We start from the raw sequence: 15,479 nt of genomic DNA, 5'->3' as shown, positions 1-15,479 counted from the left end.
TAATCTATATACAGTAATACTTGTCATATGTAATTCTTTATCTTAACTAAAATAAAACAGCCAAATTTGATTCAGTGTGAACTGAATTTCATTGGCTGCTGTTTTTATTTTTGCTCGACTTTTAAAAATTATCTTGGTTTTCTACCATGTGCTGGAAAGATTTCAGGACATTGTGGTGGGAATTCTTTTAATGGGCAAAGTAGTCCTTCTAGTATTTCAGCGCGAGGTCTGCTGATCTTAGCATCAATTTCGAATTTAACGTCTGCTTCCATTTGGATGTCTAAGCATAGAGCAAGTGTTACATCTAATTGTGCATAGTCTGGAGTTGCAATTAGATTAGAATCACACTCAAAGAATGTAACATGACAATCTAGTTCTGTTCCGTCTGGAGCACATAAAAGGAAAGTTTGGATGGTTGCAAACGGTATTGGAGCAGAGCACCCTACTACATGGCCTTTATTATTTACTAGATGTATTGTTACGTATCCTTTGACTAAGACTTTTACACGTTGGAGAATTACTTCTACTCCATCTGGAAGGGTTACCTCAACATCTGGTCGTCCATTTGGCTGCTCAATTTCCTTACAAGTTAATCCTTTGTGGTGACGATGATGGTGATTTGCTAACGGATTAATTTTATTACCTTTTTCATCAGATAAGAAACACTCAACAGATAAGCCACCAACCTTTGCATCACAAAGAATGTCAGCTATACTAGCATCTTTGTCATGATCAAGGTCCCAAGCAAATAAATCATCTAAATCTGAGTTACAAACAGGCTTTATAGCAACATCAACTTGACGTGTAACCCAATCATAAACTTTTCGAGCCTTGATACAGACTCTTTCAGTTTCTTTATGACTCACTAAAAACTCCTCCTATTCTTATATTACCCTTTTGGGGTACGGGACTAATTTATAGTATGAATTTTGTAGGTAATTGTGCAGAGACAAAAGCCCGAATTTAATTTTTGATAATCTGTAATATTTCTTGATGAATAAGAATTACTTGTAAGGGGAGGGTCTATAAGGAGGGCATCGTTATATGAAAAGTTTTAAGAATGATAATGTAGTAATATTGCAACAGAAACTCATTCATTTAGGATCAGAGGTGAAGCGACTTCAATCTGATTTAGAGAAGGTTAAAGATCGAGAGTATATAAAGAAATTAGAAAAAGAAAATTATGCATGGCAAGATGAAAAAGTAAAATGGCAAGAAATCATTAGCAATCTAGAAGAAGAAAATAAGAAGTTAGAAAGTAAATGGAAAGAACAGCATAAAAAATATGAATCTGTGATAGAGAAGAAGAAAAAGTTAAAGAAGGAGCTATCTCATTTTCAAAAAGAAATTATCAAGTATACTTCCACTCCAAGGGATATTGAAACGGAAAATAGGGATGGAGCTGCATTTGAGGAAGCAAGGGTTGAACTAGAACAAGAAAATCTTCAACTCCAACAAGAAAATAAAAACCAATTAGCCATTATCTCTGATTTAGAAAGTCATCTTATCAAAGCAAATCAAAAGGTAAGAGCCTCCGTAAAAGAATGTGAAAAAGCAAAAGAGGTTATAGCAGAGTTAAAGCAGGAGTTAGAAAAGCACCCAACAGAAAATATTGGGTCCCAAAAAACTATAGAAAGTGATGGGAATCTAGAACAGGAAAGTATCCAGTATCAGCAAGAACTCCAAAACAACCTTGATCAGTTTCAAAGAGTGGAAAGGGAGTTAAAAGGAGTATATGAAGAGAATGCTCTCTTATATGAGAATATTGCAAATTTAAAACAGGATTTACATGCGTGGCAAGAGGAAAAAGACCAATGGCAAGAAACGATTAGAACATTAGAGGATTCAAAAATAAAACTAGAGCAGGAGAATCTGCAGCTCCAAACTGAGAATAAGAATCAAATAGGCATTATTGTTGATCTAGAAAGCTACCTTATTCAAGCAAATCGGAAAGTTAGTGCTTCTGTAAAGGAATATGAACAAGCAAAATACGACAACTCGAGTTTAAAGCAAGAGTTAGAACAAGAAAAACGACAATTTCAAAAAGAACTTCAAAGTAATGTTGAAAAGTTACAAAGCCTAGAAAAGAAATTTAAAGAGATAAATGACGAGAATTATGAGTTACATGAAGAGAATGCAAATTTAAAGCAAAAGCTGGAAAAGGAAATACTCCACTTTAAACAAGAAATACAAAATAATTATGAAAAGCTACAACAAGTAGAAGAGAAATTTGAGGGAGTAAATAAAGAGAATGGTGTATTAAAAGAAAAGGTAACTGGTCTGAAGAAAGAGCAGGAGCAGGAAAAATTCCGATATCAGCAAGAACTTCAAAGTAATCACAAAAAACTTAAAAAAGTTGAAATGGAATTAAAAGAAGTAAATAAAGAGAAGCACTCCTTACATGAAGAAATGGTTAGTACAAAGCAAACGTTGGAATTGGAAAAGTTGCAGTATCAGGAAAAACTTAAAACTACGCTCGATAAACTTCAAAGAGTTGAAGACGGACTAAAGCGAGTGTATGAAGAAAATGGAGTTTTACAGGATAAGTATACAAAATCAAAACAGAAACTGGAACAAGAGAAAATTCTGTATCAGCAAGAACTTCAAAATAATCAAGAAAAACTCCAAAAAACAGAAGTGAAGTTAAGAGGAGTAAATGAAGAAAATGTAATTCTAAAACAGAAGCTGGAACAGGAAAAGTCCCATTATCAGCAAGAAATTCAAGGTAAGCTTGAAAATCTTGAGAAGTTAGAAGGGGAATTAAAAGGATTAAATGAAGAGAATGCGAGCTTAAAGCAAAAGCTGGAGCAGGAAGAACTCCAGTATCAGCAAGAGCTTCAAATTAAGCAAAACAAACTTCAAAGTCTAGAGATGGAGTTAACTAAAACAATAGAAAATAACGATGTATTACAAGAGAATAATACAAACTTAAAGCAGAAGCTGGAACAAGAAAAACTCCATTACGAACAAGAGCTTCAAAATAATCTCGAAAAGCTCCAAAAAGCAGAAGTGAAATTAAGAGGAGTAAATGAAGAGAATGTAAATCTAAAGCAGAAGTTTGAGCAGGAAAAGGCCAACTATCAGCAAGAAATTCAAGGTAATCTTGAAAACCTAGAGAGGTTAGAAGATGCGTTAAAAGGAGTAAATGAAGAGAATCTAAATCTAAACCAAAAACTCGAACAGGAAAAAATCCGCCACCAGCAAGAACAACAAAAGACCTTAGAAGTGTTACAAAAGACAGAAAAGGAGTTAAAAGGAGTTACGGTCGACAAAGTTGCGTTACATGAAAGTATAGCAAGCTTAAAGCAGAAACTGGACCAAGAAAAACTTCAGAATCAGCAACAACAACAAATTAATTATGAAAAATTAGTAAAGGTAGAAGCAGAGTTGACTGGAATAAAAGAAGAGAATATAGGTCTCCAGCAAAAGCTGCAACAGGAAACGAGCCAGTATCAGGAACAGCTCCAAAGTAAACAAGAAAAGCTGGAAAGCGTAGAAAAAGAGTTAAAGGATGTAAATGCAGAGAAAAGGATTTTACTTGAAGCGAATACAGGTTTAAAACAGGAATTAGAAAAGCAAATAGCAGAAAAAAATGGTTTGCAAACAGTCATTGAAGTAAATGAAAAGTTGGAACAGGAAAATATTCGTTATCGGGAAGAACTGCAAAGTAAAATTGAAAAGCTCCAAGGAGTAGAAGAAGAGTTAATGGGAGTGTATGATGAGAGTTCTGTATTACTTGATGATATCGCAAAGCTCCATGCGTGCATTGGGAGTTTAGAGAAAAAGGCAGAGAATTATTTTCATGACAAGACCGTTATTGCAGAGTGGGAAATGAACATCGATCCTTTACCTACTTCTGAACAGGAAGAAACAAAGGAAGATCCTAAAATTCAAAGCTGGTTCTATAATAACTTTAAAAAAGAAACATGAGTAGATTTTCGAACCTGTAGTATTTTCGCGGAAAACATCTTTATCTTAATCGCATAGTATAGAGGGTATTATATTTATGCTTTCGATTCGACTAAGATGGAGGATAATAATATGAACTATTATCAATATTATAAATCACAAACACCAAATCAAAAGGTTTCTTCTACACAAGTACTTACCTCTTCGAACTCTTATAACACTAAGAAAGTTAAGAAATCCTCAGGCTGTGGTTGTGGGAAGAAAAAAATTATTACAGAAGAGTAATGTTTTTTAATATGAGATCCTCCTTTCCATCATATCATGTAATATGGAAGGGGGATTTTCATGTTTGAAGGCTGGTATTGGTTTATTTTATTGGGACTTGCTAGCTTCCGGATGACCAGATTAGTAGTCACTGATAAAATTACTTATTTTATGAGACGACCTTTTGTAGAAGAGGTGGAGGAAGTCGATGAAAATGGGGAAGCAGAAACGTATCTTATTATAAAGGGAAATGGAATACGGGCCTGGATTGGGGAACTGGTTAGTTGTCATTGGTGTACAGGTGTATGGGTAACAGCGGGTCTATTTTTCTTATTTGAATTGTACCCATTTATAGGAAAGCCGTTTCTGATAATTTTGGCAGCAGCTGGATTAGCTGGATTAATAGAAAGTATCGTGAATAGAATGATTTCGTAAAGTGAAGCAGCCTCCACATGAGTGCTGTTTTTTTTGTTATACATAATTTTCTCTTATAAAAGAATATTAAAGGATAGAGTATTTATTATAGGAAGGTGAATGTATGAAAGTAATGAAGTACGTGATACCCTTTGTGCTTTTAGTAAGCATGTTAAGCGCTTGTGGCGGTGGAGAGGTTCAAGAAAGAGTAGAGGATACTGTTAGTCCAACATCGACGAAACAGAAGGAAAAAACAGAGAAAGAAAACAGAGCAGAGGAAATTGCTAAGGACGTTAGCGAAGTGAAGGATGCAATTGCATACGATGCAGAGGATGAATTGCTTGTTGCTTTTCATTTGAAGCAATTTCAAAAATTCTTTACAGAAAAGGTTGAAAAGAAAGTGAAAAAGGCTCTAGAGAAAGAGTTTCCCGATGAAAAAGTGGTCGTATCTCATGATCTCAAAATTAGATTAGAAATTGAAAGATTACGTAAAGATATCGAAGAGAAAAACCTGTCAGATAAAGAAATAAAAAAACGAATTAAAAAGATTGACGATTTGCGAAAAGAAAAGGCATAAGAGGTGATTATTCGATGAGTAAACAGAACAATCAACCAACACCAGAACAGAAAGTATATCAAGAGTTTGAACAAAGAAGAGAACTGCAACGACCTGTGTGGAAAAATTGTACTATTGCCTTTTTAGTAGGTGGGCTATTTTGTATTGTCGGACAAGCTATTCAGCTATGTTACATCCACTTTTTGAATTTTACAGAGGTTACAGCGGGTAACCCAACTGTGGCAACAATGATTTTTCTTTCTATGCTATTAACAGGCTTTGGAGTCTATGATCGAATTGGTCAATTTGCAGGTGCCGGTAGTGCTGTACCGGTTACTGGGTTTGGCAATGCTGTGATAGCAGCTTGTATTGAACATAGAACAGAGGGATTTGTCCTTGGGGTTGGATCCAATATGTTTAAGCTTGCCGGTTCAGTTATTTTATTTGGAGTGTTTTCAGCCTTTGTTGTAGCGCTAATTAAAACGATTTTTATACAGTTAGGAGGCTTATAATGCTTAAGGGAAAACAGTCATGGGTCTTTGCAAATAAACCGGTTATTCTTGCAGGAGCGGCTGTAGGTGGACCTTTTGAAGCGAATGGGTTACTTGCAGATGATTTTGATTTATTACATAAAGACTTATGGCTAGAACAGGAAAGTTATGAGAAAGCACATAAACTCTTACTAGAAGAAGCATGTAATAAAGTAGTGGAGAAGGCGAACTTGGAGCTATCTAATATGCAGTTTCTACTTGCGGGAGATTTAATCAACCAAATGACTCCTTCTAATTTTGCAGCAGAAACCTTAGGGATTCCTTATTTAGGTGTATTTGGTGCCTGCTCTACTTCGATGGAAGGTTTGGCACTTGCTAGCTTTCTGGTCAACTATGGAGGGGCAAACTATTGCCTCACAGGTGCTACAAGCCATAATACAGCGGTGGAAAAACAGTTTCGGTATCCAACAGAATATGGCGGCCAAAAACCACCAACTGCACAATGGACAGTGACAGGAGCAGGAGTGGGGCTAGTTAGTAATGTCGGAGTGGGCCCGCATGTTACTGCTGCAACAATTGGCAAAGTGATTAATATGGGACTAAAGGATCCGTTTAATATGGGTGGCGCGATGGCTCCAGCGGCAGTGGATACGATTAAGGCCCATTTCAATGATCTGGGACGAGATCCATCCTATTATGATCTGATAATTACAGGAGATCTTGGTGAAATAGGAAGACAAGTTTCACTAGATATGTTAAAGGAACAGGGCTTTGCCGTAACAGATCAACAATATAAAGATGCAGGGTTATTAATTTATAAAAAAGATCAGCCGGTCTTAGCGGGTGGAAGTGGTGCTGGTTGTTCGGCAGTTGTGTTTTATGGACATTTATTAAATGAAATGGCAAAAGGTAATCTAAAGAAAATTTTGATGGTTGCAACAGGTGCCTTACTTTCACCATTATCTTTCCAACAAAAAGAATCGATTCCATGTATCGCACATGCAGTATCTATTGAGATGGGGGGGCAATAAAAATGTTTTTATCCTTTTTTTGGGCCTTTGTCGTTGGCGGCCTTATTTGTTTAATCGGACAAATTATGTTTGATGTATTTAAGCTAACACCCGCTCACACGTTAAGCAGCTTTGTGGTAGCAGGAGCTATTTTAGATGGACTAGGGCTTTACGAACCATTAATAGCATTTGCTGGTGCTGGTGCAACTGTACCGATTACGAGCTTTGGTAATTCCTTAGTTCATGGAGCGTTAGAAGAGGCATCGAAGCATGGTTTAGTGGGAGTACTTACAGGGATGTTTGAAGTAACAAGCTCTGGTATTTCAGCGGCCATCGTATTCGGATTCATCGGCGCGTTACTTTTTAAACCGAAAGGATAACGAGAAATGGATGAGAAATTAATCTTAAGCTATAATCTCGCTTCTTTAAAAATGATTCGCAGTAATCTTCATGTCTATGCGCTAGAAGCGGTGGATGGTGTTGCTCAAAAAGGCTATCATGAATCGATGATGAAAATCGATGAAATCATCCAGACTATTAATCAAGTGTTAAAAAACGAAAATCAATCTTCATAAGGAATTGAAAAAGGAGCTGTCAGTATATGCCACAATGGATAGAGATAGCTATCCGCTCCATTTCCATCATATTGGGCCTCTTTCTAATTACCAAGCTTTTAGGGAAAAAGCAGCTATCTAAGCTTTCCTTTTTTGAATATATTGTGGGCATAACAGTAGGGGATATTGCTGGAACCTTATCAATGGACCCTGATTTAGTAATAAAAAATGGTGTGACAAGCATCTTAATATGGTCCCTTTTTCCGTTACTTATTTCCCGAATCTCCCTAAAGTATAAAGGTTTTCGAGATTTAATTGAGGGGAATGCTACTGTTTTTGTGGAAAACGGGAAAATCCTTGAACAAAACTTAAGGAAAGAAACCTACTCGATCGATGAGTTTATGGAGCAGTTACGTAAGAAGAATATCTTTAATATTGATGATATTGAATTTGCGACATTGGAACCAAATGGGGATTTTAGTGTGTTGTTGAAAAAGGAAAAGCAACCAATCACGTATGGGGATTTATTTTCTGATTCACCACATATAAAAGAACCGCAAACAGTAATTATGGATGGGGACATTTTAGATGAACCGCTTACAAAGTTAGGCTTAAGTCGAGGGTGGTTGAAAGCACAGCTTGAAAAGCAACAAGTATTATTAGAATCCGTTTTTGTCGCACAGGTCGATTCTCTTGGAAGGGTATCAATAGATTTATACGATGATCAAAGTAAGCCGCCAAAAATGAAGGAAAGAGAATTTGTTTTGTTAACTTTAGAAAAATGTGTCGCTGATTTTTCCTATTTAGAAGCGACCACTTCGACTGAAAAACAAAAGGATGTGTATCGCAATATTGGAGCGGAATTAAAAAATATAAAAAGAACATTGCACCCATTATTGAAGGGATAATGTCACCAGTGTTTCTTACTAACATATCGTATTAAGAGGTGAGCGATATGAGTGAATTTGACTTTGGAGAAGAACATTTGAAATTCATGTTTGAACGCGGGAAAGTGAACGAAAACCTTGCGGAAGTAGAAAAGTTTGGTGGGAAAAATATTAAGAGTGCAGAGGATTTAATTAAGCAAGCACAATGGTTTGAAATCCGATTGAACCGGTATGTAGGAAGCTTAGAGATGTGGATGGAAGGTACGAAACGAAAATTGGATAAGATTGAAACAGATGAAGAATAAAGAAGCCGCTGAAATCCAAGTGACAGATCCTTGGATTTCAGCGGCTTCTTTATTTGTACCGGATACCGTGAACTTCAACTCAAAGGATTCATCTTGATAAAATCAACTAATAATTCTGTACATACCCTGTAAATTAGCCCATACCCTTTGGAAATATAGACATATAGTAATAGGGAATCTTCATTAAGGAGGTGCGAGATTATGGGTTACTATGGTGGCTATCCTGGTGTTGGTGGAGCTGGTTATCCTGGCTACGGTTATGGCTGTGGTGGCGGTGGCGGTTACGGTGGCACATTCGTGTTAATTGTCGTGTTATTCATTCTGTTAATTATCGTTGGTGCTTCTAAATTCTATTAATACCAACTGAATGAAAAGAAGAAAAGTGCGGTATTCCGTGCTTTTCTGTTTTTATCTAATAAAAACAGTCGATAAATCAGGTTTTCAGAAACTCGTTAGTGGACCTTTTTGAGTAACATTCCTAGGCAAAGGCACATACAATGAGGTATATCCGAGAGGAGGATGTTTGGTGGAAAATAATTTATTTAAAGGCATAGAGAAGAAAACTGGCGTTAATATGAAGGATGTATTTGAATTAGCGAATTCGATGCAAAATGCAAATTTTAAAGATGAACAAACAGTGCGTAATTTAGTGAGTAAGGTGGCTACGTTGGCGAACAAGAAGGTTCCTAAGGAATTAGAAGATAAGATTGTTCATACATTGATCAATGGAAACAAACCTGTTGATATGGGGACTATTTCTAAAATGTTAAATGAAAAGAAAAAATAAGCAAGTAAGAAAAAATATCTGTCACCTTCTTTTTTGGAGGGTGACAGATATTTTTTCTTTTGCATGAGGAAATAGGCATTATGTAATCATAACAATTAATTAATTATTCTCTGAAATTTAGCTAATCGCGAGATGTTTCTTTTTTTCATCTCTTTCTCTAGTAGTTGTATGAAGTAGGGGTCTAAGTGTTGGATTTTTGCTTGCTCATATGCGAATTTTAAGGATTCATCTTTTAACTTTTTAAGAGAAGATGTCGATTTTAGCTTCTGCATAGTAGTTTGGCACTCCTTCTTCACTCGGTTTGATTGATTATTATTAATTCCTTTTAAGAGCTATATACCCGGATGCATTTCCTATAAACGTTTTAGTGCAAAAAACCAACCATTTTGCTCTATAGTATTTTGCTTTTTACTGTTGGGCACAGATTAAATGTTCGTTTTTTTTCAAAAACCATTTACAATTGTATTACACCTCTTTTTAGGAAGCTGGTTTTCTTTCTAGAGAATTTGGTATGGTCATAGTTGAAATGATTTGCTTATTCAAAGAAGAAATAGATAAGTATACAAGCAAATATATTTTTTTCTAATATATTAATATTATATTAGAAAGGAGTAATCCATTTTGTCGTTTTATAAAAAAAGTAATATTAATAGGTGCTCGAGGTGTTGTTCTAATCCCTGTTGTTGTCTAATCCAAGGCCCAAGAGGTCCACAAGGCCCACAAGGTCCACCAGGTCCGGGGTTTACCCCACCATCACCAGTTAGTTCTCAAACAGTATATGTGAGTAAAGGTGGTAATGACGTTACTGGAGATGGAACAATTGCTAACCCTTTTGCTACCATTCCAAGGGGAATGATAGCAATTAATGATGCTAGTCCAACAAAAAGATATTCGATGAAAGTAGGACCAGGAAATTTTGTGGAGAGCTTTAGTTTGAAAGCGAACGTAGTGATTGATGGGACGGATCCAGTTACTACGAGAATAGGAGATAGTGGGAGCTTTATTAATATTAATGATCCATCATGGGCGTCTTCTGGAGATCATCGTTCTGGATTTCAAAACTTAGCTATAGTTGCTAGTAATGTTGTCTTTGATTTTACAGTGCAATCTAGTGTTGAAGGTAAATTGTATTTTATGAATATGAGATCGAACTTTACTCCTGTATTTACAGCATTTCATCCTATTAATCAAGTAATAATTCAAGACTCCATATTTTTTGCAGGATACACTCAAAATGGGATAAATATGATACTACCCAATACAGATTTTATTAATGCAGGGGTAATAACAGTAAATTCAAGTCCTTTTACTGCTGCACGTTTACAGGGAATAGGAGGAGGGACAGATGGATCAGTAGTTATTACTCAAACTCCGGGTCATCCAGCGATTATCACTACTCTTCATGGTTTTTCGATTGGTGGAGCTCTTACTGCTACAGGAAGCCCTTTGAGTACTATTAGTGCTACGGTTAATAGTATTCCAATAAATACAAGTATCTCAGGGGGTATTGTATTAACTCGTATTAATGAAGCTGATGCTTTGGGATATACTCCAGGTAATCCAGCGGATTGGACTACACCTTTACCAACTACTGTACAAGAAGCAATAGATAGAATAGCGAATTTTATAGTTGGTCCTATTACTTGAAGTTGATAGATACTCGTATACTGCATACTTTGAAATTGCGGCGGTTATTTCGTTTCAATAATGTCTTAAAAGGACAATGCTTTCTTACTAACTCGTATCATCTTAGTAGGGAAAGGTTTGTGGTGTATGGTAAGGACTGTAATAGAGAATAGTTCTAGTTAAAAGTTGTTTCGATTAAAAGATTATTTCACTCGAAACAACCTACATAATGGTGAATTAAGGAAGGTAGATTAGTATTTCATCCCCTTTTATTGAAAAGGGGATGAAGAGTATAAAGAACGTTATTAAACAGTGTAAAGAAGGAATTGGTTGTATAGTTATAGAATATCTTTAATAAACCTGGACATATATGCTTTTTTTCCACGCCTGTTTTCTGGAATGGAAACATAGAGAGATTCCTTTGCTCGTGTCATCGCGACATAGAGTAGGCGACGCTCTTCTTCCAGAGCATTTTGTTCGCCATTACGAAATGCCTCTAATGAGAAGTCGTGAGGCAAACTGCCGTCCACCGCGCTTAATAAATATACTTGTGTATATTCTAATCCCTTCGATCGATGAATAGTGGAGAGCTGGATGGCATTCGTGTATTTTTTGCTTAGCTTTTTCATTTCTTCTGTTTTGGCAATCATGTCATCTACATGCTCCAAAAAGGAGGAGGTGGAATTGAATTTCTTGGCGACCACCTTTAAGTCGCGTATATCATCGGATCCTTTCTCAAGCGCATTTCCTTCGTTGCCACGTTTCTTAATATAATCGTCAAACCCCATGTCTTTATCAATCATTTCTAACGCAACAGCGGGAGTGACAGTCTTTAATGTGGAGAATAATGGAATAATTCTTTTTATTTTCTTAAGCTGAAAGGGCTGTAAATTACTTAGCTTGCTTAATGCTTTCACTAAACTGCAATCCTCTAAGATACTAGTTGCTTTGGCATCTTGTAAGCTGGATTGCTTTAAAAACAAGGCAGGTAAAATATCAGATAATGCTTGGACGTCATTAGGATCTTTACTTAAGCGTAAAAAACCAAGGATCCCTTTAACAATTCGACGTTTGTAGAAGCTTTCATAGTCTTGGTCAAGCGTAAATGGTAAGCCTGACTGAGAAAGACGTTCGAAAACTGCCCTCGCTGCACTATGCGTGCGATAGAGGATAGCAAAATCCTTTGGTGGTGTGCCATTTTCAATTTGTTCTTTCATATCCTGCACGATGATGGTTGCTTCTTCCTCCTCATCATATGGAAAGAAAAGGACTGGCCACGCTTGATTGTCATATTGGGCAACCATTTTCTTTTGCTTTCGGCTCATATTCTTTTGAATAACCATATTAGAAGCAGCAACAATACTATGACAAGATCGATAGTTTTGGGCAAGCGTAACAACCTTTGTTTCTGGAAAATCTAAATGATAATTCAGGATGAAATTGGGATTGCTACCGCGAAAAGCATAAATGGATTGATCATCATCTCCAACGGCACAAACATTTCCATCACGTGCAAGCAGTTTAATCGTCTCATACTGGACCTTATTTATATCTTGGAATTCATCAATTAAAAAATACTGAAAGCGTTCTTGATATTTTCCGAGAAGCGTAGGATTTTCTAATAAAAGCTCATAGCATCCGATGAGCATATCGTCAAAGTCAAACACTTGCTTCTCTTTTTTCCAATCTTCGTAATCCTGGTAAAGTGAGTGGAATTGTTCCTCCAGCTTGTTACTTGGAATAACCATTTTTGGCGTCTGCATATTGTTCTTCCAATACCCAATTTGCTGTATGGCCTGATCAAATGGGAAATCTTTTTCATCTAGCCCAATTTTCCGGCCGGCTTGTTTTAGAAATTGCTCTTTCTGCCAGTCCCATTTCAATAAGTTATTCCCATTCCAACGTGAAGAATGGTGGTGCGCGAGAATTTTGTAATAGATACTATGAAAGGTGCCAGTAACTAGAGAAGAAAATACACGTGAATGTTGCTCCTCGTATAGTTGTAACCTTTCTTTCATTTCATTCGCTGCTTTCGCAGTAAAAGTAATGAGCATAATGGAGCGAGGATCAATTCGTTGCTCATGTACCATGTAAGCTACTCTAGTTGTCAATACTCGTGTTTTCCCGCTTCCAGCGCCAGCTAGCACAAGTAAAGGACCCTCAATAGACGTCACAGCTTTTTGTTGGGCAGTATCTAGAAAAATATTTTTTTCCTGTAAGCGTTGGAAAAACCCACCTAAAGAAGGAGAGGATTCCGAATTTTCTTTTATAAAGATTGGAAGATGTGATAGCAGCTTTGGTGTTTTCCATTTCTCTTGTTTCATTGTTTTTGAATCGGAAATGATGGATCTAGACTTCGGCATTCGAAACCCATTGCGTTCCACAAACTCCTCTTGAGGTTGAGGAGAAGGCGATTCCGATTGCTCATCCTCCGGTATAGAATGAGGTTCCATGTTATTTGTATGATAAAAGTGAGGCTCTTTCCGCAATCCAAGATAAAGCTTTACATTGGTTCCACATACAGAGCAAACAAGTGCTCCTTTTATCCCGGCTTCATATAATTCTTGGTAGCGTTCGCGCGTCATTTTTTCTAATTGTATCGGTCGGTCATTCCAAATTGCAGACTTCATAAGATATGTAACTCCTTTTTACAGTCAATCCTTTTCATAGTAACACATATGATAGAGAGAAAACATGAGGCATTGCTAAGTTTGTATCTTGAAAAAGAGGGAAATTATGAATAGGGAGGCGAATAGTATGGGCTATGTATTACCTATCCAAATGGATGCATATACACAGTATGCAAACAGAACTGCTGTAAGCAAAGAATATATTAAGCTAAATCCTATAAACAGACCAAGCTTTTATCGCATTGATTCTCAAAATTCGTGGTCAGAAATCCAGAAAAATAATCCGTCCATCATAGTGAAGAAGCAAAATGAAGAGAAGCGTGGAACGATACCTGCACATTTGCTTGCAGATATAACAGGAAAAGGGCGTTTTGTGAACGAATTAGTATAGTAGTAGGAAAAAAGGAAGTGCTAGAAGTGGAATTAAAAAAGATAACCGAAAAGGTTAGTTATTTTCATGGTTCAGTAAATATCGGCTATCTAAGGCTGTCGTCTGAAGAAGGCATGCTCATTGATGCTGGTTTGGATGATCAAGCTATGAAAAAAGTAATCAAGCAATTGAAAGAGCAAAGCTTACCGATATCTCATTTGTTTATTACTCATGCTCATGCAGATCATTATGGCGGTGCAGCGTATCTTCAGGAGAAACAGGATGTTTATACATTTGCACCTGAATTTGAAGCAGCTATTCTACAAAATCCAATGATAGAGCCACTTTATTTATTTCATGGAGTCCATCCAATTGCTGAATGGAGAAATAAATTTTTAGAAGGGAAACCTGTCAGGATTGACTCTGTGTTGCAAAAAGAAGGCGTAGTACGAATAGGTAACACTGTTTTTCAAACGATAGCTTTGCCTGGACACAGCTACAATCAATTTGGTGTCATATTTGATGATATCCTTTTTGCCACAGATGGTTACTTTGGAATAGAGGCACTAGAAAAACACGGGATTCCTTTCATTGTCGATGCAGCACAAACGATAGAAACTTTAGAAAAACTGACAAAGCTTCCATGCAAAGGAGCGGTTCCAGGTCACGGAAGCTATGAAGAGGCATATGTTCAAACCGTCGAGAAAAATCTAGATGTACATAAAGAAATCGAGCATTTCATTCATGAACAAGTAAAAGCAAATCCTGATGGAATAGCTTTAGAAAAACTAGTAACTATTGCTTGTTTAAGTAAAGGCATCCAAATAAAAAATGCACCGTCCTTCATGCTTTTTCGAACGGCAGTAACTGCTTATCTTACTAAGTTAATGAAACAAAACCAAGTATGTTTTGTAGTGGAACAAAATCAATTATTAGTAGTATCTTCTTCTAAATAAGGTATAACATAAAGTGGCTCCCCTTCTTCCCACTCGGCAAAAACTAGGTCACGTGGAGAGTGATACCCGAGTTTTTTAATCTCTAATAACAGCCATTGTTCAGTTAAGTTTTGCTCCATTAGATTCTCCGAAAGTATCCTACCATCCGAAATTACAGGGACGGGGAGGTTCACTTTTTTCGGTGTAAGATTAAGATCTTGATTAATGGGGGTTTCATAGCCATACTTCTTTAGAACACTGACAGTACCATCTGTTTCTAAAATAGCATATTCTACTTCTTTTAAGGAAAATGCCCCTTTAGAGCGAAGTAAATGGCGAAGCTGATCGATATCAAGTTTCGCTTTTTTAAGTTCTTCTTTATTAATACCACCTTTATGTATGACGATGGCAGGTCGACCTTCTAGGTATACTCGTGTACGTCCCCACTTTTGTGTGATCATCTCAAGTAAATAGATGAGCACACCCCATAAAGCCAAAGTAAAGAGAATCTTATCTACACCAATCTCCGCATCGTATAAAGCGTTCCCAACCAATTCTCCCAACACTAGTGCAGAAATAAAGTCAAAGGGTGTAATTTGTGTAATTTGTGTTTTACCTAATAACTTAGTTATAACAAATAGAGCAAAAAAGCCGACTATTAATTCAATCGAAATCCTACCAAAATCCATCATCAATTGTCTTCATCCTTCATTTGTTTTCCTTTTCTTAGCTTGCTCAAGT

19 protein-coding genes are annotated in these 15,479 nt (G+C 36.6%); 15 read left to right on the top strand and 4 right to left on the bottom strand.

From position 1 onward, the window contains the following. Positions 1 to 128: 128 nt before the first annotated feature. Positions 129 to 866 (bottom strand): BMQ_0737 family morphogenetic spore coat protein, encoded by a 738-nt coding sequence (locus BK580_RS16385; protein ID WP_078381380.1) that lies wholly within the window; start codon positions 864 to 866, stop codon positions 129 to 131. 178 nt (positions 867 to 1,044) lie between these two features. Here BK580_RS16385 and BK580_RS16380 point away from each other — a divergent pair, with 178 nt between their 5' ends. The 12 genes from BK580_RS16380 to BK580_RS16330 all read left to right on the top strand — a co-directional run bounded on the left by BK580_RS16380 (position 1,045) and on the right by BK580_RS16330 (position 9,177). Next, positions 1,045 to 3,930 (top strand): hypothetical protein, encoded by a 2,886-nt coding sequence (locus BK580_RS16380; protein WP_078381379.1) that lies wholly within the window; start codon positions 1,045 to 1,047, stop codon positions 3,928 to 3,930. A 111-nt stretch (positions 3,931 to 4,041) separates the two neighbouring features. Beyond that, positions 4,042 to 4,194: a hypothetical protein gene (locus BK580_RS23675; RefSeq protein WP_169865061.1), complete on the top strand. Its 153-nt coding sequence runs from the start codon at positions 4,042 to 4,044 to the stop codon at positions 4,192 to 4,194. Positions 4,195 to 4,254: 60 nt separating this feature from the next. Continuing rightward, on the top strand, positions 4,255 to 4,608 hold the full coding sequence (locus BK580_RS16375) for a DUF1360 domain-containing protein (RefSeq protein WP_078381378.1): 354 nt from the start codon (positions 4,255 to 4,257) through the stop codon (positions 4,606 to 4,608). A gap of 103 nt (positions 4,609 to 4,711) precedes the next feature. Then, complete coding sequence (locus BK580_RS16370) at positions 4,712 to 5,164, top strand: YhcN/YlaJ family sporulation lipoprotein (protein ID WP_078381377.1); 453 nt, start codon at positions 4,712 to 4,714, stop codon at positions 5,162 to 5,164. A gap of 14 nt (positions 5,165 to 5,178) precedes the next feature. Then, positions 5,179 to 5,655: a stage V sporulation protein AC gene (gene spoVAC, locus BK580_RS16365; RefSeq protein ID WP_078381376.1), complete on the top strand. Its 477-nt coding sequence runs from the start codon at positions 5,179 to 5,181 to the stop codon at positions 5,653 to 5,655. Further along, positions 5,655 to 6,665 carry a stage V sporulation protein AD gene (gene spoVAD, locus BK580_RS16360; protein WP_078381375.1) on the top strand — a complete coding sequence of 337 codons (1,011 nt, stop codon included), beginning with the start codon at positions 5,655 to 5,657 and terminating at the stop codon, positions 6,663 to 6,665. The genes spoVAC and spoVAD overlap by 1 nt, the downstream gene beginning before the upstream one ends. 2 nt (positions 6,666 to 6,667) lie before the next feature. Further along, the gene (gene spoVAE / locus BK580_RS16355; RefSeq protein ID WP_078381374.1) at positions 6,668 to 7,024 is read left to right on the top strand and encodes a stage V sporulation protein AE; all 357 of its coding nucleotides are present in this window, start codon (positions 6,668 to 6,670) and stop codon (positions 7,022 to 7,024) included. Positions 7,025 to 7,030: 6 nt separating this feature from the next. Continuing rightward, complete coding sequence (locus BK580_RS16350; RefSeq protein ID WP_078381373.1) at positions 7,031 to 7,219, top strand: DUF1657 domain-containing protein; 189 nt, start codon at positions 7,031 to 7,033, stop codon at positions 7,217 to 7,219. Between the two features lie 26 nt (positions 7,220 to 7,245). Further along, the gene (locus BK580_RS16345; protein WP_078381372.1) at positions 7,246 to 8,106 is read left to right on the top strand and encodes a DUF421 domain-containing protein; all 861 of its coding nucleotides are present in this window, start codon (positions 7,246 to 7,248) and stop codon (positions 8,104 to 8,106) included. Between the two features lie 47 nt (positions 8,107 to 8,153). Beyond that, positions 8,154 to 8,390, top strand: coding sequence for a hypothetical protein (locus BK580_RS16340; protein ID WP_078381371.1), 237 nt, complete (start codon positions 8,154 to 8,156; stop codon positions 8,388 to 8,390). Positions 8,391 to 8,591: 201 nt separating this feature from the next. Beyond that, entirely contained in the window at positions 8,592 to 8,747 is a 156-nt protein-coding gene (locus BK580_RS16335) for a YjcZ family sporulation protein (RefSeq protein ID WP_078381370.1), read from the top strand. Positions 8,748 to 8,916: 169 nt separating this feature from the next. Beyond that, the gene (locus tag BK580_RS16330) at positions 8,917 to 9,177 is read left to right on the top strand and encodes a sporulation-specific transcription regulator SpoVIF (protein WP_078381369.1); all 261 of its coding nucleotides are present in this window, start codon (positions 8,917 to 8,919) and stop codon (positions 9,175 to 9,177) included. A 95-nt stretch (positions 9,178 to 9,272) separates the two neighbouring features. On the opposite strand, the gene sda is transcribed toward BK580_RS16330, so the two are convergent. Next, positions 9,273 to 9,449, bottom strand: coding sequence for a sporulation histidine kinase inhibitor Sda (gene sda / locus BK580_RS24170; protein WP_078381368.1), 177 nt, complete (start codon positions 9,447 to 9,449; stop codon positions 9,273 to 9,275). 349 nt (positions 9,450 to 9,798) lie between these two features. Between sda and BK580_RS16320 the strand changes: the two genes are divergently transcribed. Beyond that, the gene (locus BK580_RS16320; RefSeq protein WP_078381367.1) at positions 9,799 to 10,824 is read left to right on the top strand and encodes a hypothetical protein; all 1,026 of its coding nucleotides are present in this window, start codon (positions 9,799 to 9,801) and stop codon (positions 10,822 to 10,824) included. Between the two features lie 317 nt (positions 10,825 to 11,141). On the opposite strand, the gene BK580_RS16315 is transcribed toward BK580_RS16320, so the two are convergent. After that, the gene (locus BK580_RS16315) at positions 11,142 to 13,433 is read right to left on the bottom strand and encodes an ATP-dependent helicase (protein WP_078381366.1); all 2,292 of its coding nucleotides are present in this window, start codon (positions 13,431 to 13,433) and stop codon (positions 11,142 to 11,144) included. A gap of 127 nt (positions 13,434 to 13,560) precedes the next feature. Here BK580_RS16315 and BK580_RS16310 point away from each other — a divergent pair, with 127 nt between their 5' ends. Both BK580_RS16310 and BK580_RS16305 read left to right on the top strand, forming a co-directional pair. Next, positions 13,561 to 13,824 (top strand): hypothetical protein, encoded by a 264-nt coding sequence (locus BK580_RS16310; RefSeq protein ID WP_078381365.1) that lies wholly within the window; start codon positions 13,561 to 13,563, stop codon positions 13,822 to 13,824. A gap of 26 nt (positions 13,825 to 13,850) precedes the next feature. Continuing rightward, positions 13,851 to 14,759, top strand: a complete 909-nt coding sequence (locus BK580_RS16305; protein ID WP_078381364.1) for an MBL fold metallo-hydrolase — start codon at positions 13,851 to 13,853, stop codon at positions 14,757 to 14,759. Here BK580_RS16305 and BK580_RS16300 read toward each other — a convergent pair. Continuing rightward, complete coding sequence (locus tag BK580_RS16300; protein WP_078381363.1) at positions 14,729 to 15,430, bottom strand: DUF421 domain-containing protein; 702 nt, start codon at positions 15,428 to 15,430, stop codon at positions 14,729 to 14,731. The genes BK580_RS16305 and BK580_RS16300 overlap by 31 nt on opposite strands. Positions 15,431 to 15,479 lie beyond the last annotated feature (49 nt).

Origin of the sequence: Sutcliffiella halmapala (genome assembly GCF_002019665.1) — a bacterium.
In the GTDB taxonomy this organism is placed as follows: Bacteria; Bacillota; Bacilli; order Bacillales; family Bacillaceae_I; genus Sutcliffiella_A; species Sutcliffiella_A halmapala.
This window is presented reverse-complemented; position numbering and strand designations above follow the sequence as displayed.